Raw genomic sequence first — 20,906 nt, 5'->3', positions numbered from 1 at the left:
CAAGTGTAAGGCCCGGACGCCTTCTCGGTCAAGGCGTCCGGGCCGTGCTTTACGTAAATCGGCTGTTCAGCCGATGTCGAATTGGACCAACAGGTAGGCGCGGCGGACGTCTTCGGGAAGCAGCGAGTCGTATTGCACGGCACTCGCGCGCTTGAGTCCCATGCGCCACTCCCCCAGCATCGGCGGGGCCGGCACGGGGGCGACGGCCGAGTGCGGGGCGCCGCCGAAGGCGGGGTCGTTCGCGCCGGGGACCTCGCTTGAGGAGGGCTGTCCGGGCAGGCGCCACTTGACGGTGAACGCATCGGTGTGGACGGTGTCGAGGACGAGGTCGGCGGCGCTGACCTTCACCGGTTCGGTGGCGGCCCGCACGCGGGCCCAGTACGGCAGGTGCTCGGGCGCGAGGGTGAAGACGAGCTCCTGGTCCTCGCCGTCCTCGGGGTGGAGCATCCGGTGCCAGGCGGTGCCGAACTGCTCCTCCAGGGCGAACAGGGCCGCGCCGGAGGTCGGCAGCACGTCGTCGATGTTGGCGGCGGCCAGCGCGGCGAGGCCCGGTCCGCCCGCGCGGGCGGTGTAGTCGAGGTGGAGCACCACGTCGGTGATGGACCCCAGGTCGAACTGGTTGTTGGCCTTGGGGAGCGAGAGGGTCCACTCGCTGACGGCGCCGGCGCCCTCGAAGGGCAGGAACCGCTCGTCGTCGAAGCGCAGCTCGAACATGCCGCGGTCGTTGACGGCGTGGCTGGTGGCGATCGCGGTGGTGGGCACGGGGCTCTTCCAGAACCGCGGGTCGCCCCCGGCGAGCGGGTCGCCGTAGCCGCCCGCGACCGAGTCGTCCAGGCGCACGCCGTTGTTGGTGACCGCGAGCGTGCAGTTCACCGACGTGTAGGGGCCGACGACGCACGGGACGGACAGGGCGACGGACTTGAGGCGGCGGCGGTAGTGGCCGGGGTAGTCGAGGTCGAACAGCCACTCGGGCAGGAGGACCGCGGCCTGGCCGGTGAGCTTGAGCGCGAGGAGCGCGAGCGGGTCGACCTGCGCGAGCGAGACGTGCTTGGTGAGTTCGAGGTCCCGCAGGTGCTTCTCCATGTAGGAGGACTCCATGCGGCGCAGGTCGTTGGTGAGCCGCTCGGGGGCGAGGAGGCCCTTGCGCAGGGAGTCCCAGTACCCGAACTGGATGAACGAGGCGTCCGGTTCGGCGAGTTCGAACTGGTAGGACTGCTGCGCGAGCATCGCGGTGTCGAACGCGATCTGGTAGGCCTGGAAGTAGACCGTGGCGATCTTCCCGAGCATCCAGTCGTACAGCTCCTTGTCGGTGTACTTGGAGCGCAGGTACTCCTCGACCGCTTCGGCGTCGGCGGTGGCCTGGAGCTGGTTGTTCGCCTCGGCGGTGGCGATCTGCTCGCGGATCGCGGCGGCGGCGAGCTGGGCCTCCAGCTGGGCGAGGTCGGCGGCGGCGACGTCGCGGCTGAACTGGTGCTCGTCGAAGTCGCGGGTGTAGCGGCCCTGCGTCTCGGCCATTCCGGCGCCGGCCATGAGCATCCCGGCGAAGCCGCCGATCATCGCGCCCGTGTTCGACAGGAACCCGGAGATGTTGGAGCCGCCGATCGACATGCTCACGTTCGGGGAGCCGCCGAACCCGGCGATGCCGATGCTGAAGTCGGGGATGAGGCTCGCCCCGCCCGCCATGCCGGACATGACGGCGGCCACGGCGTTCCCGGCCAGGCCGAGGCTCTGCATGACGACGGCGGCGATCTCCTCGCCGTTCATGCGCGGCACCGAGCCGTGGTAGGCGATCCGCGCGTCGATGGCGGCGCGACCGGCTTCGAGCGCGGCCTTGTCGGCGGTGGCCTCGTCCATCTGGAGGTCGCGCACGGCCTGGATGGCGCGGTTGAGCGCGGCCTCCTGGGTGGCGCGCAGGAGCGCCAGCTCCTCGGCGTCGCGGGTCTCCAGGACGCGAAGGAGCTTGTCCCCCAGGGCCCGCAGCTCCGCGAGGAGCTCGGCGGCGCGGGCGGCGAGCACCCGGAACCGGTAGCGGGTGTCGACGGCGGTGAACAGGCCGAGGACGCTGGAGAGGTCGGCGCCCGCGGCGGCGGCCTTGACGAGCATCCCCGGGTCCAGGGGCGGCTCGAACAGCGGGAGCTGCCGGAAGACGCCCTCGATGTTGAGGCCGTGGCGGACCTTGAACAGCCGGTCGGCGACGGTGTCCCAGTAGCCGAGGAGCTTGTCGTTCACGGGGATGCCGAAGTACTTGACCTCCAGGTGCGGCAGCGGGTCGCCGCCGCCCTCGTCGGGCTCGAAGCCGAGGTCCAGGGGCGGCGCGAAGCCTTCGAGGACCGCGGCCACGTCCTGGTTCCCGAACGGGTCGAGGGCGCCTTCGGCGGTGAGCTGCGCGTAGGACTTGTCGGCGCGCTCGGGCGGGGGCACGGACTCGGGGCGCCGGCCCAGGATCTCGGCGGCGAGGGTGTACAGGAGCACGGCCTGGTTGATCGATTCGAGCGTGTCGCGCCGGAACTGCTGGTCGGCCCAGCCGATGAGGTTGTCGAGGTACTTCATGACGATCGCCTTCTGGTAGGCGACCGGCCGGTACCGGGCCACGGTGTGCGGCGAGAACGGGTGGTTCTTCCAGGCGCGCAGCTCGTCCAGGTGGTCCCCGATGTCGCCGAGGATCGACTCGATGCGCTGCTGGCGGTAGTCCTCGCTGGTGTTGTCGAAGAACGGCTTGGTGACCCAGTACCGCTGGGGCGCCTCGTCGCCGTCGGTGCTCGTGGGGTCGAAGATCCGGTGGTACCAGCGCATCGCCTCCTCGAACCGCTGCTCGGCGGTGAGCTTCGCGGCGATGAGCATGGGCGCGTGGAAGAACAGCTCCCAGTTGTACGCCGAGTACGCGCCGCCGCGGGTGAAGTCCACGCCCCCTTGGGCGGTCGGGTCGACCGCGTTGCCCGGCTGGGGTCCGTACGCGAACTGGGTCTGCGCGCTCGGCGCGATGCTCTGCTGCGGGCGCGTCACCAGCCCCTCGACGCCCTTGGTGTCCAGGGCCGCGAGGAAGTCGGAGGCGTGCGGGTGCCAGAACGGGTACCAGCGGTGCCCGAGCGTCACGACGGGCACGTGGATCCAGAAGGGTCCGGCGACCCCGTTGAACTGCATGGGGACGGTGGTGACGACCTGGGTGCGCCTGACCCAGTAGGCGCGCTCGCGGTCCTGGAAGACCATCGGGGACGCCGGGTCGTCGTTGAACTGGCGCGCGTGCGGCGCGAGCACCAGCTCCGCGGGCTGGCGGGCCGAGGACAGGAGCTTGCGGGTGTCCTCGAAGCCGACCATGACGTCCACTGCGGACCCGAGCGCGGCCAGGCGCCCGTTCGCGAACCGCATCGTGGCGGGCTTGCGGAGCTTCGGGGACCGCTCCGCGGAGGTCAGGGCGGTGATGCCGCGGCCCTTCTCGCCGAAGTTGGTCTGCACGTGCCACAGCGAGTCCGCGGTGAACAGCGTCCCGTCCGAGCGCCGCGTGTAGTTGCCGTACATGGGCTTCATCTTCAGGTCCAGGACCTCGCCGGTGAACACGTACGACGAGGAGTGCCAGGGCCAGTGGAGCGAGGAGTACTGGCGGCGGGTGAGGCGCTCGTGCGAGTCGGTGAACTCGTCGTAGAAGCGGCCGTTGTTGAACTCGATCGAGGAGGAGATGTACACGTCGAGCCACAGCTGGTTCGAGCGGTGCCGCGGCTTCAGCGTGTAGGAGGAGCGCGGGCGCGGCCACGGGTGGATGAGCTTCTCGCCGCTGGTGCGCCGCGCCGTCCACCCGTCGGGGGTCCGCTCGGACCAGGCGAGCTCGATCTCCAGGGTCCCGGCGGGGTCGGCGGTCGGGTTCGGGGAGTCGGTGATCTGGGCCGGGGGCTGGCGCTTGGGCTGCTGGGTCTTCTCCTCGAACTGGAGCCAGAACAGGTGGAGCCGGTCGCGGTAGACCACGGGCACCACCTGGTCGGAGGCGATGTCCACGTCGATGCGCTCCCAGCCGGTCCACTCGTTGTAGGCCAGGTCGAGCGAGCGGTAGTAGCAGTGGCTCGGCTGCGACGCGGAGCGGGCGACCACGTGCAGGCGGTTCCCCGAGGCGGTCTGCTGGTGGTAGATCCCCAGGGTCTGCATGTGCGCGACCTCCACGAGCTTGCGGAGGTAGTCGCGGTAGGCGGCCTCGGCGTTCGCGTCGGTCAGCTCCCCTTGGGAGAGGCGGTCCTCCAGCTCCTTGAAGAACGGGGTCTTGTCGTCGCGCAGCTCCGCCTCGATCCAGTTCTCCGGGTACAGGAAGACCTTCCGGTTCGCCTCCCAGAGCCGGTAGCCGCTCATCCACTCCCACTGGCTCCACGAGTCCAGGGACGTCGTGTCCGCGGTCTGCGCGGCCGTGATCCGCACCAGCGGCAGTTCGAGGTTGAGCAGGCACCGCTGCGCGAACAGCTGCACGGAGCTGATCGCCTGCTTCAGGCGGGACGTGAGCTGCACGGAGGTCATCTCCGTGTCGAGGAGGAACCAGCGCTGGAGGTCCGCGGTGTCCTTCCAGTGCCGCGGGTTCGCCCACTCGCGGCCCTCCGCGGTGATCGTCGGGGCGGTGGTCCGCAGCGAGTGCTCGACCAGGTACGCGGTGAGCGCGTCGCGGCGGGCCTCGCGCAGCGGGTCCTGGAGCTCGGGCATGAGCGCGAGCCACGCGCCCGTGTCGTACTTGGACTTCATGGTCTGGCGCAGGTGCTCGGCGGCGAGGCGCTGCGCCCCGCCGGTGTCGTCGTCGCGGTCGACCCAGCGCAGGGCGTCGGCGGCGGGGACGGCCAGGCGGCGCAGGGCCTCGGCGGCGACGCGCACGCGGGTGAGCGCGTCCACGTCGGCGTAGAACGCGGGGTCGTCCCCGTCGAGCTCGGCGAGGTCGGCGGCGTGCCAGCCGGTCAGGGCCTCGACGGCGGCGCGCACGTCGGCGACGGGGTCGCCCGCGGCGGCGGCGTCGAAGACCTCCGGCCAGCCCGACTCCTCGGGCCGCGGGTACCGGTGCCGCAGCACCAGCCACGCGGCGAGCCGCCGCCACTCCTGGAGGGACGCGGGCGGGTCGGCGGGCCCGGCCGGGACCGCGCCGGGGTGGAGCCACCCCGAGGCCGCGGCGCGGTCCATCAGCCACGGCAGGTCCGTGGCGTCGATCCGCATGCGCCGCACCAGGTACGCGGCCTTGTGGAGCAGGCGCCAGGTGTGGAAGAGGTCCGGGAACTCGGTCTCGGTGAGCGGGTGCGTGTACTCGCCGTCCTCGTTCTGGGCCATGAGGGCCGGGTTCGCGAACACGTCCCACAGGCCGGGGCGCAGCAGGTCGAGGAGGGTCACGGCCTGGCCGTCGGGGAGGGAGAACGTCGCCGCGACGGTGGCGGCGATCTGGCCGTTCACCTCCTCGGCGGGCGTGGTGCGCAGGCTCTCGCGCAGCGCGTCGAGCTGCTCGGTGATCGCCTCGGCGCGCTGGCCGTACGGCGCGTCGGGCCGGTCGTTCAGGAGCCAGTCCAGTTCGGACACCGTCAGGCCCGCGGCTTTGGCCTCGGCGTGGCGGTCGGCCAGCGCGAGGGTCGCGTCCGGGCCCGCGTAGGGGTCGGGCAGTTCGGCGGCGGCGAGGTCGATGAGCGCGAGGTACTCGGCGACGGGCAGGCGCAGGGCCTCGGCGGCGACGGTGTGGCGCAGCGGGACGGTGAGGTCGGCGACGGTGAGGTTCGGGCCGGTGCGGGCGAGGAGGAGGTCGAGGTCGGCTTCGCCGACGCGCCAGGCGGCGGCGAGGGCGGGCCGGTGGTCGGCCATGGGCTCGGTGCCGGTGAGCGGCAGGTCGAACGCGGGGTCGGGCGGGTCGAGGAGGTTGGGGTTGGCGAAGAGGTCGGCGTACGGGGAGCGGGCGCCGTCGGGGCCGGGCTCGGTGCTGAGCGGGGCGTAGAGGGTGATGGCGGCCTCGAAGGGCAGGCGCAGGCGCTTGGCGAGTTCGGCGAACGCGGCGAGGCGGCGCAGGGCGGCGGCGTCGAGGGCGCCGCCGCCGATGCCGGGGGCGCGCAGGAGCCGGTCGAGCTGCTTGGGGGTCCACTTGGTGTGGCGCCACAGGCGGATGAAGCGGTGGACGCGGTCGTAGCGGGCGGGTCCGAGGCCGGAGAGGGTCTGGAGTTCGAGGTCGCAGGTGCCGTCGGGGCGTTCGAGTGTGATCGTCCCGGCGCCGTGGACCCAGGTGGTGTCGAGGAGGTCGAGGAGTTCGGCGTAGGCGAGGCCGGCGTGGTGGAGGAACGGGAGGACGCCGACGGCGGCGTCGCCGGTGTCGAGGCCCCAGACGTCGTCCTGGTCGGGCTGGGTCGGGGCGGGGACGGTGACGAGGGAGGCGTCGAGGGTGGAGAGTCCGAAGTACTCGGCGGCGGCGGAGGCGAGCGCGTCGGGGGTGCCGGGGCCGAGGAGGCGCATGAGCTCGTGGCGGGGGACGCCGAGGTGGGCGAGGATGACGCGGGCCTCCTCCTGCCAGGCGTTGAAGGCGCCGCGGACGGGGAAGCGGGCGGCTTTGACGGCCTCGTAGGCGGGGGCGTGGAGGTGTTCGGGGACGGCGCGCAGTTCGGCGGCGGTGCGGGTGGTCTGGGGCTGGGCGGCGCCGGGGGCGGCGGCGCGTTCGAGGAGCTCGTTGACGAGGTCGATGTAGGGCAGGGCGGTGTCGGTGTTGGGGCAGTTGAGGAGCAGGTCGTCGATGTCGGGGCGGCGGGCCTGGAGGACGGAGAGGACGGTGGCGGGCCCGGTGGCCTTGGCGGGCCGGGTGGAGAGGAACCGGAGGAGGTCGGCGAGGTAGGCGGCGGGGCCGTACACGGATTCGCAGTGCCCGCAGTCGCAGTAGTCGAGGCCGCCGAAGAGGAGGGCGAGGTCGGGGACGTCGCCGAGGACGCCGGTGGCGTCGGCGAGGGTGATCTGCTGGGGGCCGAGGGCCTGGGCCTGGCCGGGGGCGTGGTCGGAGCGGAACGCGGCGACCTGTCCGAGGACGTGGGCGTAGGCGATCTGGGCGGCGGAGTGGACGTGCGCGACGGCGAGGTCGTCCACGCCGTGGCCCTTGAGTTTCGCGGCGAGTTCGGCGCGGTCGAGGGAGGCGATCTGGCCCGCGGAGTGGAGGTGCTCGGCCAGAAGCGCGGCGCCGGTCTTGTGGTCGGGGGCGAGGCGCACGGCGCGCTGCTGGACGCGCATCTCCGAGCGCAGGTCGGGGTCGAGGTCGATCTCGGCGGACCTGGCGTAGGCGTCGAGGCCGGTGGCCTTGAGTTCGAGGTCGGGGTGGGCGTCGATGAACGCGGCGGCCTGGTCGACCAGGGCCAGGCCGTGGCCGTCGGTGCGGCCGAGCTCGGCGATGAGCGCGGTGGTCGGGTAGTGGGCGGCGGCGGTCGCTTCGAGCTTGCGGGCGTATGTTTCCGCGCCTTCGCCGGCGGGGTGCCCGGCGTCGGCGACGACGGCGTCCCATTCGGCGGTGGAGAGGCGCGCGAGCTGGCGGGTGGTGGTGAGGTCCGGGACGCCGGGGTCGTCGATGCGGGCCTTGAGGAGCGCGGCGACGGGCGCGAAGCCGTCGGCGATGGCGGCGGTCTCGACGGCCGCGGCCACGTCGGCGACGACGTCGGGGCCGCCGAGGTCGCCCGCGGCACCAGTGAGGTCGGTCCAGAACGCCTCGCTGGTCTCGCCGTGGGCGAGGAGCATCGCGGCGACGCCGTCGTAGTGGGCGGGCGCGAGCGCGGAGGAGTCGAGGAGGCTGCGCAGGGACGCGTCGCCGCCGACGGCGGGGGCGTCGAGGACGGCGGTGACGGACCGGGCGTTGAGCGCGGCGAGCACGGCCTCCTCGTCGCGGACGAGCGCGATGGGGACGAGGTTGTCGTCGGCGGCGCGCGCGAACGCCTCGGCCTGCTTCTCGGGGCCGAGGAGGAGGATCGCGGCGGCGGTGGCGGCGGTGAGCTCGTCGATGCGGGTCCACTCGTCGGTGGCGGCGAGGAGTTCTTCGGGGAGGGTGGCGGGCAGGCCCTGGCTGATGAAGCCGAAGTAGACGGCGGCGCCGAGGGCGCTGTCGCCGACGTGCTTGGCGGCGCGCACGGCGAGGACGAGGCGCATGACCTCGTACTGGGTGAGCCCGGATTCGAGGGCCGCGACGGTGACGTCGTTGCGCTCCCCGTCCTCCACGAGGTCGGTGACGCCGAGGCCGCCGAGGACGGCGTCGAGGGCGGCCCGCTGGGTCTCGTAGAGCGAGGGGCCGCGGTAGGGGCGGTCTCCGGCGGTCTGGTTGGTCCACTGGATGGGCGTGGGGTTGAACAGGATCCGCGAGCCGAGCGGGGCGTTGTCGGGGCCGGTGAAGGTGACGACGAGGTGGAGGGGCTTGGCGACCTCCTTGGTGTTGGGGTCGCGCGGCGGGTCGTACGGCAGGTCGTAGAAGCCGGTCTCGCCGGTGACGCGGGTGCCGATGGTCTGGCCCTCGCCCGCGAGGGACCGGAACGCGAGGCGGACCTTCGCGCCCTTGACGGGCCGCCACCGGTCGTCGCGCACGGAGCCGCGGAGCCGGTAGTGCGCGAGGGGCTGCTCCGAGGCGGGGAGCGCGGCGAGGACGTCGCGGTTGAGGGCCTTGACGGTGGGCCCGTCGAGCGCGCCGGTCTGCGGGAGGCGCTTGGCGGCCTGGAACGCGAGGACGGCCTCGCGGGTGGCCTTGCCGTAGCGGGCCTCGCCGTGCTCGCTCATCGGCACGGCGTACCCGAAGTGGGCGAGGGCCTTCTGGGCGGCGGCGACGTGGCCGCCGCGCATGTTGAGCTTCGCGCCGCGCTTGAGCGGGGACAGGCCGAGCGCGGACTTGACCTTGAGGGTCTTGACGGGCGCGGGCTTGGACGCGGCGACGGCGTCGAGCTTGTCCATGGTGGCGAGGTCGAAGCGCCCGGAGGCGGGGAGGCGGTACTTGGCCTGGAACGCGCGCAGGGCGGCCTGCGTGCCGGGCCCGGCCTGGCGGGCGCGCAGTTCGTCGGCGCCGACGGTGACGTCGAGCTTCGCGACCGTCAAGGCGCGCACGAGGGTCCGCTGGGCCTTGCCGAACTGGGTGCGCGAGCCGAGCCGGGCGGCGAGGGCCTCGGCGCGCAGGCGCTCCACCAGGGCCTCGTCGAGCCACCAGGAGACGCCGCGGGACTTGGTGCGCTGGCGGAACTGCTGGATCGCGGCGGCCGTGGAGGTCCCCACCTTGCGGGAGGACAGCTCGGCGTCGTCGATGCGGTGGCCCAGGGCGGTCAGGAGCGCCTGGATCTTCGCGGCGCGGTGGGGCGCGTCGGTGAAGTACCGGTGCTCCAGTTCGCGTTTGATCTGCCCGGCGGTCTCGGGGGTGACCACGCCGGTGCGGATGAGCCCCGCGGCGGCCTGGAGCCGCCGCACGGCGTCCCTCGTGGACGGTCCGAGGCGGGACTCGGCGAGCTCCTCGGGGTCGATCTCGTGCCGCAGGCGCGTCAGGGACGCCTGGAGGGCGGCCACGTCGCCGCCGGTGGGCTCCTCGACGAACCCGGGGAGCTGGATCGCCATCGTGCGGTCGGGGTCCGCGCCCGGCGGGGCCGCGGCCGTCTCGACCGGCAGCGTGAGCTTGCGGATCGCCTCGGGGCTGAAGTGCCGCTTCGGCTGGGTCATGTCGGGTCCTCTCTGTGCTGCGGCGGTCCCGTGGATCTCGCAACTGGGGTGAGTGCGCTGTGGTCAGGAGGGTTCGGGTCAGTCGTCGGTGAACATCCGGTACAGGCCGTAGAGCCCGGCCGCGATCCCGGTGACGATCCCGATCCCGATGAGGACGGGCGAGCCGATGATGCAGCCGATGACGAGCGCGACGCCGCCGACTGCGGCGGCCGCGTTGAACGCGAACGAGGTCCAGTCGCCGCGCTGGTAGTCCTCGTAGGCCAGGTAGCCGGAGATGAGGGCCTGGGCGACGCCGCCGGCGACGCCGGCCGCCCCTCGGGCGATCCCGGCGGTCCGGGCGAGGTTCGCGGAGTGGAGTCCCCGCACGCCGAGCGCGGTGCGCGCGCCCACATACGTGGCCCCGGCGACGAATTCGACCCCGGCGGCGCCGTACGCGCCGTAGCGGACCGCGCGGTTCTCGATGGACGAGGCGCCCCAGACGGTGACGGCGGGCCCGGCGAGCATGAGCGCGTTGCCGCCCCAGCGCAGGCCGGTGCGCAGGCGGGTGCTGTTGCTCCAGTGGCCCATGTCGGCGGTGCGGGCGACCCCGCCGGAGGGGACGTCCTCGACGGCTCCGGCGGCGCGGGCGCGGCGGTCGGCGTGCATGGCGCTGGACCCTTGGGAGCTGTTGATGCCCCGGGGCCAGTAGCGGTGGTCGACCGGGCGCACGAACTCGCCGGGCTGGCGGACGACGTGCTGGAGCTCGACCATGTGGTCGACGGGGTTCGCGGGCGAGCGCAGGCCCCCGTTGGCGGCGTCGAACGCGTCCATCAGGCCCTCGTTGGCGGCGCGGATGTCGGAGGTGCGGGCCGAGCCGCGGCCGGTGTGCGCGGGGTCGGCCGAGCGCAGGCCCACGCCGCGGTCGCCTTGGATGCGCTGGCGGTAGGCGTTGATCTTGGCGTCGTCGAAGTTGTTGGGCACCTCCAGGGTCTCGCCGGGCGGCCCGGCGCGGAACGCCTCGCGCCCGGCGGCGCCGACTCCGGGCCCGGCGGGTGCGCCCGCGCCCTCCCCGGTCTCGCCGCCGTCGCCGGTCTCGGCGCCGGTCCCGCCTCCCGCGTCGGCGCCGGTGCCCGCGTCGCCGGACCCGGTGCCGTCCGCGCCCGCTCCCGCGTCGGGGCCCGGGCCCGCGTCCGCGCCGCCGTCGGCCGCGTCGCCGCTGCCGTCGGCGTGCACGGTGATCTCCATATCGTCCTCAGTGGACTCTCCGGGGTCGCGGTACGGCTCGTTGAAGAACCACGAGCCGTCCTCCCAGGTCGGGAGGGTGTGCAGGTACGGCAGGATCCGCTGGGCCTCGCGCAGCACGTCGGCGGGGTCGGCGTTGGGGTTGGACCAGATCTGCGGGTCGCCTCCGGGGATGGGGATGTGGACCTTCCCGGGGGCGGTGTCGTCGGCCGGGGTGTCCTGGGTGCCCTTCGGGTCGATCCTGCCGACGGGGTCGTTCCCGCAGTAGGCGTACAGGTTCGGGCCCGCCTCGGTGCCGGCGGGGTCGGCGCCGGTCCACCGGCCGAGCCACGGCGCGTACATGCGCGAGCCGTAGTCGTAGAGGCCGGTCTCCTCGTCGCGCTCCTTGCCGTGGAAGCGGTAGCGCTTGAGGCTGTGGTGCTCACCGGGTCTCGCGGAGCGGTAGGCGGTGGAGCCGTACGGGTGGTACTCCTCGTAGGAGACGACGGCGCCGTCCTCGCCGGTCTCCACCGTGGCCGAACCGACGTGGTTGCCGTACTGGTACCGGAAGACCGGTTCGCCGAGCGGGGCGCCGTCGGTCCCGGCGGTGTCGGTCACGAGGACGTCGGCGCGGGCGAAGCGCCCGGCGTCGTCGGTGAACTGGATCGTGCGGCGCTCCAGGCGCAGGACGCCGTTCATCCACTCCCGGTAGACCTCGACGGCGCCGAGGTGGCGCCGCTCGGTGCGCAGGCCGCCCTGGCGCTGGATCACCTTGCGGGCGCGGGAGCCACCGCCGGTGTGGCAGTAGTACGCGGTCCCGCCGCCGCCGAGGTCGGCCTCGCGGAGGCGGTCGTTCCAGTCCCATGCGAGCGCGGCCAGGTGCGGCGCGGTGGCGAGGTTCCCGTAGGCGTCGTAGGTGTACTGGTGGCTGTAGGGCCCGTCGGGAGCGTCGCCGGGCGCGCTGGTGGCGGTGAGCCGGTTGCGCCGGTCGGCGGGGTCGCCCTCGTGCGCGTACCGGTAGCGGCGGGTCCAGCCGCCGCCGTTCGCGATGTGGCGCAGGGACAGGAGGTTGCCGAGGTCGTCGTAGTCGTACACCTGCTCGTAGCGGCGCACCGCTGCGGTGTCGTTGGGGTGGGGCAGCGGGACGCCGACCGCGTCGCCGGGGCCGGTGGGCGCGTTCGCGTCCGTGCCGGCGTGCTCGCGGCCGGTGGCGTGCACGAGCTGGCCGAGGGCGTCGTGGCGGAAGCGCATCGCGGCGGGCACGAAGGCGCCCGCGAAGAACAGCGACTGCTGCGCGGTGTCGTCGGCCTCGACGAGCCGCCCGGCGGCCTCGTAGACGTAGTGGAGGTGCTGGACCGCGTCCGCGGCGCCGTCGGCGGCGGTGCGGATCTCGGTGACCCTGCGGCTCAAGGGGTCGTAGGTGTAGGCGGTGGTGAGGCCGTTGCCGTAGCGGGCGGTGGCGCGGCGCCCGAGCGCGTCGTACTCCTGCCCGGCCATGAGGGTCCTGACCGGACCGGCGCCGCCGATCTGCGCGTCGAGGCGGGCGAGCCGGTTGGCCTCGTCGTAGGCGGGGGTGACGACGGTGCCGTCGGCGAGGGTGGCGGTGGTGGCGCGGCCGAGGGCGTCGAACGCGCCGCCGGTCTCGACCTGGTCGGCGAGCGGTTCGAGCAGCGGCGCGGCGGCGGCCATGACGGCGGCGGGGTCCTCGATCCCGTCGAGCGCGGACCAGTCGGGCTCGGTCTCGGGGTCGGCGGTGAAGCGGCGCAGCACCCGGAGCGGGTTGCCGTGGCGGTCGTAGCGGTCGAAGACCACCGCCCCGGCGCCGTCGAAGACGATGTGCATGCGGCCCACCAGGTTCCGTTCGGCGGCCTCGGGGTGGGCGTCGCCGTAGACGACGCGGCTGAGCACCGTCTCGGGCCGGTCCGGGTCGGTGAGGCGGGTGGTGACGGGCCGGTGGAGGCCGTCGTAGGTGACGCGGAGAGTGCGGCCGTGCTCGTCCCAGGCGCGCACGAGGCGGCCCACGACGTCGGCGAGGTGCCAGCGGCGCCCCCGCTCGGCGGACTCGCCGGCGACGGCGCCGCCGGTGAGATTGGCGACGGCGGCCCCCACGAGGCGCCCGCGGTGGTCGTACTCGCGGGTGAACCCGCCGGTGGCGTCGGCGGCGGCCCGGCTGGTGCGCAGGCCCGCGGGGCCGTTGTCGGCGACGGTGTGGACGGTGCGCCCGGACGGGTCGGAGTGGGTGGTCGCGGGCGTGTCGGCGTGCTGGGCGGCGATCCAGGCGGCGCGCTGCTGCGGGTCGGCGGGCTCGGGCCCGGCCGGGTCGGGGCTGCCGCGCTCGGCGAACCACGCGGAGTCGAGGACGGTGTCGTCGGCGTCGTAGGACACCGTGGACCACGGGGTGGTCGCAGTGCGCGTGAACGTGCCGTCGGGGCGATCGGTGCGCACGACGCGCCCGAGCGGGTCGTACCGCGGTATCGAGGTCACGCCGGTCTCGACCAGCGCGGCCTCGGATTCGAAGTCGGCGGTGGTGGAGAAGTACGGCTCGTACTGCTTGACCGGCAGGCCCTTGTTGTTGACCACGGTGCGGCCATTGCCGACCCAGCGCGGGTCGGCGTGGACCTCGGTCGCGGTGCCGGTGTCCGGGTCGTACTGGAGCGCGGGCCCGGGGGCGACCCGGCCCTTGGTCATGACCGTCCCGCCCGCGCCGTCGAAGTAGGTGCGGGTCTCCTGCCAGGGCGTGCCGGGGTCGGCGTGGCGCTCGCGGCGGCGGCTGCGCACGCTGATGGGCCGCCGCTCCTCGATCCACGAGAACAGGTCGTAGTCCATCGTGGTCGTCGGGTCGTCGACCGTGTCGGCGTCGGTGTCGCCGGGGCGGCCGAGGACCGCGGTGGCGACGGTCGCGCCGAGGGCGTCGTAGACGGCCTCGGCGCGGTTCCCGGCCGCGTCGGTGACGAGGCGGGGACGCAGGACGCGGTAGTCGGGTTCGACGCGGATCTCGCGCCCGGCGGCGTCGATCGCGCGCACCACCATGAGGTCGCGGGGGTCGCGCTCGATCATGGCGGTGACGCCCGCGGGGTCGGTGGAGCCGGTCGGCAGGTAGAAGCGGTCGGGGGCGTCGGGGGCGTAGACCTCGGTCGGCCCGGTGGCCCACCAGCCCTCGTCGAAGTGCTCGTACCCGGCGGCGGTGAGCTCGGCGGCGGTCACGGTGCCGTCGTAGTGGGCGGCCACGAGGCCGTCGGTGAGGACGAGGCCGCGGCTGCGGTGGCCGATGCCGAGGCGGCCGTGGACGCCGTGCGGGAGCGGCCCGGCGAGGTCGTCGGAGCGGAAGAACGCCTGGGCGCGCGACAGCAGCCGCAGGGCGGGTCCGGCGGCGTCCACTGCCCCGTCGTCGCCGACCTGCTCGTACGGGACGTGCGCGGCGGCGGCGATGAGGGCGTCCACGTCGGCGGCGGTGAGCCGCCCGTCCGGGAGCCCGGCGAGCTCGAAGGAGCGGGCCTCGCAGACCTGGCGCAGGCGGCGGGCGTCCGGTTCGTCCACGTCGGCGGTGTAGTCGGCCTCGCTGTACCCGGCGCGGGTGCGGGCTTGGGCGTCCCGGACCTCCTGCGGCAGTGCGGGATCGACGATCACGCGGCGGTAGGCGATCGCGGCGGAGCGGACCGGCAGTCCGAGGTCGTCGAGTTCGAGGGCGAGGGAGTGCGAGACGCGGGGGTCGCCGGGGTTCCGGTCGTACGCGTACGTGACGGCCTCGGTGGGCAGGAGCTGGAAGACCGCGTGGCGGCGCGGCCCCTTGGGCTGGCGCAGGGCCACGTCGTAGCCGGACTCGCTGACCGAGTACGGGTCGGCCGCCTCGGGGGCGCCGTCGAGCCCGTACACCTCGGTGCGCAGCACGACGCCCTTGAGGGCGCGGCACGCCTCGCGGTACTCGTCGTCGCCGAGCGCCTGCGGCAGCCGCGGTTCGGGCAGCGGCGGTTCGGGGAGGACGGTGTTCTCCCAGTACTGGTCGCGGCGGGTGTGGAGCATTCGCCGTCCGGCCGCGGCGGCGGCACCGGTGTGGAACCAGGTGCGGGTGAGCACCGGCGGCTGGTCGAGGCCGGTCCCGGCGCCGCCGGTCTCGTACACCTCGGTGTCGAGGGCCTCGACGCGGCCGAAGCCGCGGAACTCGCGCTCGACGGGGTCGAAGTAGCCGTCGTGGTAGCTGGTGGTCGAGGTGAACGCGGTCTCGCGCACGTGGTCGGCGGTGGTGACGCGGTGCGCGCACGAGACGGGGAACGGCAGGCGCGAGGGCCAGGGGCGTCCGGCCTGCTCGTCGGCCAGCGCGAAGTGCGTGGAGGGCAGGTACTCGACGGTGGTCTCGCCGCCGAAGCCGTTCTCGTACCCGGCGAGGAGGTGGGGGCGCCCGGCGGCGGCGAGGTCGATGTAGCGCATGGCGGCGGCGGTGCCGTGAGGCAGGGCGGTGGACCAGACGAGACAGCCGGTGCCGGTGCCGCGGAGGTCGACGACGGCGGCCGTGCGGCGGTTGTCGGCGGCGGGGGCGCCGGGGAGGTCGCGGGCGGGGGCCCAGGAGTCGCCGGAGCGGTTGGCGTAGATCCGGGCGGCGTCGGCGGCGAGATAGACGAGGTCGGTGCGGCCGTTGCCGTCGGTGTCGCCGAGGAGGACGCGGCGGGGGTCGAAGCGGTCGGGGCTGTCGAACCGGGGGGCGTCGTCCATGGTGACGGCGGGCCCGAAGCGTCCGCGGCCGAGGTTGGGGCGGTAGGAGACGGCGCCGTTGGCGATGCGCACGAGGTCGGGGAGGCCGTCGCCGGTCATGTCGGCGAGCTGGACGGCGACGTGCTCGGAGGTCTCGACGAGGGAGGGCCGGAAGGGTTCGGCGCCGGGTTCGATCGGCTGGGGCGGACCGAATCCGGCGAGGCCGAGCCCTTCGCACCAGCGGGCGCCGGCGGGGTCGGTGAGGACGAGGTCGGGGAGGCCGTCGCCGGTCATGTCGGCGACGCGGACGGCGGCGCCGAACGCGTCGATCGCGGGGCGCTGCCGGAGGGGCGCGGCGGCGCGCCAGCGGCCGTCCTCCTCGCGGACGGCGATGCCGGTGACGGGTCCGTCGAGGCGCACGAAGTCGGGCCTGCCGGAGCCGTCGGCGTCGAGGAGGAGGTCGGTGCCGACGTTGAGGCGGCCGGTCTCGGGGCGGGGGTCCACGTGCTGGGCGGTCGTGAAGCGCACGGGCCCTTCGGGTTCGAGGGGGGTGTGGTTGCGCAGGTAGTACCAGGCGCCCGCGCGGGAGGCGAGGACCCCGGCGACGCCGTCGCCGTCGAGGTCGACCCAGGTGTAGTCGACCAGGTCGAGGCCGGAGGGCAGGTGCTCGGCGCGGACGTCGCGCACTTCGGGGTCGAGGACGGCGGGCGTGTACCGCATGGTGGTGGGCGGGGTGTGGGCGCGGTCGTAGCCGTCGCCGGAGCGGACGTAGCCGGTGGAGTGGACGGCGGTGAGGAGGGAGTCCCCGGCGTGGGGGGCGGTGTCGTAGGTGAAGTCGACGGAGGCGACGAGCGTGGGGGTGTCCCCGAGCTCGGGGAGGTCGTGGAACATGAGGGCGCGCTCGCCGCGGCGGTGGCAGCGGATCTCGAACCCGGGGCGGCAGGTGCCGTAGGGGTCGGGGCGGGCGGGCCAGGGCCGGTCGGGTTCGAGGGCGGGGGTCTCGGGATCGTGGTCGCCGTAGTCGACGACGAGGGTGAACAGCCACTGCCCGGGGCGGGGTGTCGGGGGCGCGTCGGGGTCGAGGACGGGGAGGTAGGGGGTGGCGTTGCCGTAGCGGACGCGCTTGAGGTGCCTTCCGGCCGTGCGGGACTGCTCGGTGCGGCCGGATTCGGCGGCGGAGCGGGGGACGCCCGCGGAGTCCTCGGGGGCGTACTCGTAGGCGACGGCGTTGCCCTTGTCGTCGTGGCCGAAGCTGAGGAGCCAGGCGAAGATCCGGGCCGGGTCGGCGGGGTCGGCGATCCGGCTCTCGGGCCCCTCCCCGAACCAGGAGGTCTGGTTGTCGCCGGAGAGGGTGCGCCACTTGACGTCGGCGCGGTCGGCGACGGCGCTCCAGCGCTCGATGCGGGTGAGCCCGTCGTCGATGCGGGGCCGGTAGCGCTGGACGCGGTACTCGGTCCCGGCGACGGTGCGGACGGCGGCGGGCGCGGTGTCGGGGACGAGGTCCTCGGCGCCGGCGGCGAGGAACACGTCGGAGTCCTCGGCGTCGCGGTAGCGGGGCACGCCGCGGTCGGTGCGGCGGCTGATGCGCGGGACGGGGAGGTCCCAGCCGTAGCCGAAGAGGCCGGGTCCTCCGGAGGAGTCGTAGGCGACCGCGAGGGAGGGGGCGCCGCGGCCGGCGCTGAAGGGCAGCGGGAACGACATCGAGGCCGAGCCGGTGGCGGGGTTGGTCTGGAACGTCTCGCCGAGTCGCCCGGGCGGATTGCCGACTGCGGGCAGCTCGGGGGCGCCGGGGGCGGCGTCGGGGCCGCCCGGGGCGGGCCGGGCCGGCCGCTGCATCGGGTGCTCGGGGTAGGCGTCCACGATCGCGGCCCCTTTGCTGGGAAAGGCGGTTGAAAGGCACTCGAAGGGCGCCTGATAACGGAGCGTAATGCGATGGAACCCGCCGCACAATTGACCGTACGGACCAATTCGAGGACTGTTTTCGCACTGCTTGAGTGGTAGAATCCGCGACTTTGCAATAGCAGTGCCGAATGGGTTCAATGAGTCCCGAGATTGAATAATGTGGACTATTGAAGACAGGAACGCCGCTGGTGCTCACGGCAGGTCAGCCTGCTCAGTAGATGCTATCGGACCATCGGGTGCGGCAGGGTCCCGCAGCGAATGCGGCAAACGGTCGCCGTCCGGAACCGCCGCGGTCCGCCCGCCCGGGCTGTTCGCTCGCATTGCTCGATAACGGATGGAACGAATACCGCAAAGCGTTCGGCAACCGCATCGCCCGGTGCCGCGGCGTCCGCCACCGCGAGCCGCGGCGCGGGGTGGTTGAATCTCGGGGTGACCCCCGAACCGGCCCCCGCGCGCGACCTGCGCCGCCTGCGCTCCTACACGTTCTTCACGGTGATCGGCTCCGGCCCGCTGGCACTGGCGCTGGCCGCGCTGTTCCTCGCCAACGCCGACGGCGGCGTGCGCCCCCTCGCCGCCGGCGCGGCGGTCGGGTCGGTCGCGCTGTGCACCGCCGGGCTCGCGCTGCACTGGCACGGCCAGGGCCCGCTGCGCCGCCGCCTGCTCTGGGCCGCGTCGCTGGCGCTCCTGCTCGCGGGCGCGGCCGTCGAGGCCGGGGCGGGCGAGATCGGCCCCGCGTGGGGCGCCCCGGCGGGGCTCCTCGCCGCCGAGGGCGCGCTCCTGTGGTCGCGTCCCGGCCGCCGCTCGCTCGCGCTCCTGCTCGGGACGGCCGCCGCGGGCGCGCTCTCGGGTTTCGCGATGGGTCTGGGCGTCATGGACCCCGGGGCGATGCTCACCACGGTGATCCTGGTGCCGTCGATCGCGATCGGCATCGTGTGCCAGCTGTGGCACTACCGGGTCGCGCAGGAGCTGGAGCGGGCCCGGGGCCTCGCCGCCGACCTCGCCATCGCCGAGGAGCGGCTGCGGTTCGCGGCCGAGCTGCACGACGTCCAGGGCGGGCACCTCCAGGCGATCATGCTCAAGACCCAGGTGGCGCAGCGGTACCGGGAGATCGACCCGGAGCTGGCCGACGCCGAGGTCCACGCGGTCGAGGAGCTGGCGCGCGAGGCCCTGCGCGACATGCGGGCCGTCGTGGGCGGCTACCGCAAGACCGCGCTGACCGACGAGATCGACTCGGCCGCGAGGATTCTCAAGTCCGCGGGCGTGCAGGCGACGGTGCCCGACGCGTCGCCGGACCTCGACGAGGACACCGAAAGGCTCCTGGGCCTGCTGGTGCGCGAGGCGACCACGAACCTCATCCGCCACGCCGAGCCGACCGCCGCGAACGTCTCGATCGTGGAGGTCGACGCGCAGGTCACCGTCACCGTCGTGAACGACGGCGCGGCCGAGGCCGCCGCGCCCGGGAACGGGCTGTCGATGCTCGCCAAGCGGTTCGACGAGGCCGGCGGCTCCGTGGAGCACGCCCTCGACAACGGCGAGTGGACCGTCAGGGGGACCCTCCCGCGGCCCGTGGTCCCCCGGCCGCGCCAGGCGCCGCGGGCCCGCAGGAGGGTCCGCCGCCGCTAGGCGCCGAAGGTGTGCGACTCCAGGTGGTCGAGCAGGACCCATTCCGACTCGGGGCTGGCCGCGGCCACGAGCTCGCCGAGGGCCGCCGCGCCGAACAGGTCCACGGCCGGCTCCTTCAGGGGCGCTTCGTAGTCGTCCCAGTGGGTCGGCACGATGTACGGCGGGCGCCCGGTGGCCGCGAGCATCCGCTCCACGTAGTCCGGGTAGGCCGGGTTGGGGCCCTGCATGAACAGGACCGTCGGCCGCACCCCGGCGACCTCGCGCTCGTGGAACGACGGGAGGCCGTTGAAGAACAGCGAGGTCTCCCCGAACGTCACGAGGTACGCGAGGCTGCCGCCCTCCACGAGGTCCTTGATGGCCTCGGGCCGCGCCGGGACCGGCCCCGGGCGGGTGCCGGGGAACAGCAGCGTCTTGTGCTTGCCGGAGACCCCGTGCGAGGAGCGGAACACCTCGACGGTGTACCCCTCGAACTGATACAGTTCCCCGCCGCCGACCTGCGAGAGCTGCTCGTCGGGGGTTCCCATGGCGCGCAGCAGGTTCAGGTGCGTCTCGGTGCCGAGGACGGTGGCCCCGGTCCGCTCGGCGACGTACGGGACGTCGGCGATGTGGTCGAAGTGCGCGTGGGTGATGAGGATCGAGTCGGCGGCGCCGATGTGCTCGTCCACGGCGCTCTCGTCCACGGTGATCGGCGTGTCCGGGTCGAAGGCCCCCGGGACCGTCGCGCCCGTGTAGGTGCGCGAGACGTACGGGTCGATCAGGACCGTGGTGCCGTTGCCGGTCAGCTCCCAGGCGTTGGTGCCCAGCCAGCGGACGGTGACCTCAGAAGTCATGGCTCTCCAGGTGGTCGAGGAGCAGGAACTCGGTGTCGGGGCTCGCGGCGGCCACGCGGTCGCGCAGGGCCTCCCAGTCGCCGCCCTTGACGGCGGGCTCGGTGAGGGGCTGGTCGAAGTCGTCCCAGTGGGAGGCGACCACGTACGGCGGGAAGCCGGTCGAGGCGAGGGCGCGCTCCACGAAGTCGGGGGTGTGGCCGCCGCCGGGCTGGAGGAACAGCACGGTGGGGCGCACGCCCTCGATCTCGTGGTGGTGGAAGCTCGCCGACCCCATGTTGAAGAAGGAGACGCCGCCGAAGTCGATCAGGTAGGTGAGGCTGCCGCCCTCGATGAGGTCCTTGATCTTCTTGGGGCGCTTGGGCACCTCGCCGGGCCTCGTGCCGCCGAACAGGATGCGCTTGTGCTCCCCGGAGGTGGAGTGCGAGGAGCGGAACACCTCGACGGTGTAGCCCTCGAACTGGTACAGCTCCCCGCCGACCACCTGCGAGAGCTGGCCGTCCGGCGCGCCCATGGCGCGCATGAGGTTCAGGTGCGTCTCGGTGCCGAGGACCGTCGCGCCGGTCCGCCCGGCGAGGTAGGGCACGTCGGCGATGTGGTCCCAGTGCCCGTGGGTCACCAGGATCGTGTCGGCCTTCGGCAGGTGCTCGTCGATCACGTCCTCGTGGACCTCGATCCTCGTCTCCGGGTCGGCGCCGCCGCTGGTGTAGGCCCCGGTCGGGAAGCGGCTCACCCACGGGTCGATGAGCACCGTCGCGGTCTCGGTGGCGAACTCCCACGCGTTCGTGCCGAGCCAGCGCAGGCGCACCCCCGCGGTGTCGGTCTGGGCCGCGGCCACGCCGCCCCCGGCGGCCGCGGCCGCCACGGCGGCGACGCCCGTGCCCTTCAGGAGGTTCCGGCGCTGGATCGCCGGGGTCCGGTCTCGTTTCTCGGTCATCGCGACAGTCAAGCCCGGATCGTCCCGTCCGTCCAATATCAACGCGCGTATGACCCGATACGCGCGTTGATATCGTGGCTCCGTGGACA

At 73.8% G+C, this 20,906-nt stretch carries 5 protein-coding genes; 1 reads left to right on the top strand and 4 read right to left on the bottom strand.

The genetic code is table 11. From position 1 onward, the window contains the following. Window positions 1-66: 66 nt before the first annotated feature. Together ACFFXY_RS21910 and ACFFXY_RS21905 are read right to left on the bottom strand one after the other, a co-directional pair. Window positions 67-9,642, bottom strand: coding sequence for a Tc toxin subunit A-related protein (locus ACFFXY_RS21910; protein WP_382355717.1), 9,576 nt, complete (start codon window positions 9,640-9,642; stop codon window positions 67-69). 78 nt (window positions 9,643-9,720) lie between these two features. After that, window positions 9,721-17,388, bottom strand: a complete 7,668-nt coding sequence (locus tag ACFFXY_RS21905) for a SpvB/TcaC N-terminal domain-containing protein (protein ID WP_382355714.1) — start codon at window positions 17,386-17,388, stop codon at window positions 9,721-9,723. Window positions 17,389-17,859: 471 nt separating this feature from the next. Between ACFFXY_RS21905 and ACFFXY_RS21900 the strand changes: the two genes are divergently transcribed. After that, entirely contained in the window at window positions 17,860-19,053 is a 1,194-nt protein-coding gene (locus ACFFXY_RS21900; RefSeq protein WP_382355712.1) for a sensor histidine kinase, read from the top strand. Here ACFFXY_RS21900 and ACFFXY_RS21895 read toward each other — a convergent pair. Both ACFFXY_RS21895 and ACFFXY_RS21890 read right to left on the bottom strand, forming a co-directional pair. Further along, a complete protein-coding gene (locus tag ACFFXY_RS21895) occupies window positions 19,050-19,883 on the bottom strand; it encodes an MBL fold metallo-hydrolase (protein ID WP_382355709.1) in 834 nt (277 codons plus the stop codon). The genes ACFFXY_RS21900 and ACFFXY_RS21895 overlap by 4 nt on opposite strands. Further along, window positions 19,873-20,817: an MBL fold metallo-hydrolase gene (locus ACFFXY_RS21890; protein ID WP_382355706.1), complete on the bottom strand. Its 945-nt coding sequence runs from the start codon at window positions 20,815-20,817 to the stop codon at window positions 19,873-19,875. Before ACFFXY_RS21890 ends, ACFFXY_RS21895 begins: the two co-directional genes overlap by 11 nt. Window positions 20,818-20,906 lie beyond the last annotated feature (89 nt).

Source organism: Glycomyces mayteni, assembly GCF_042428885.1.
In the GTDB taxonomy this organism is placed as follows: Bacteria; Actinomycetota; Actinomycetes; order Mycobacteriales; family Micromonosporaceae; genus Glycomyces; species Glycomyces mayteni.
Note: the sequence above shows the minus strand (reverse complement) of the source record. Positions and strands in the feature narration are given on the sequence as shown.

What these genes read in the sequence shown, in the direction of transcription:
- ACFFXY_RS21910 (WP_382355717.1), bottom strand. Translation starts at nt 9,642, where the DNA reads ATGACCCAGCCGAAGCGGCACTTCAGCCCCGAGGCGATCCGCAAGCTC.
- ACFFXY_RS21890 (WP_382355706.1), bottom strand. Translation starts at nt 20,817, where the DNA reads ATGACCGAGAAACGAGACCGGACCCCGGCGATCCAGCGCCGGAACCTC.
- ACFFXY_RS21895 (WP_382355709.1), bottom strand. Translation starts at nt 19,883, where the DNA reads ATGACTTCTGAGGTCACCGTCCGCTGGCTGGGCACCAACGCCTGGGAG.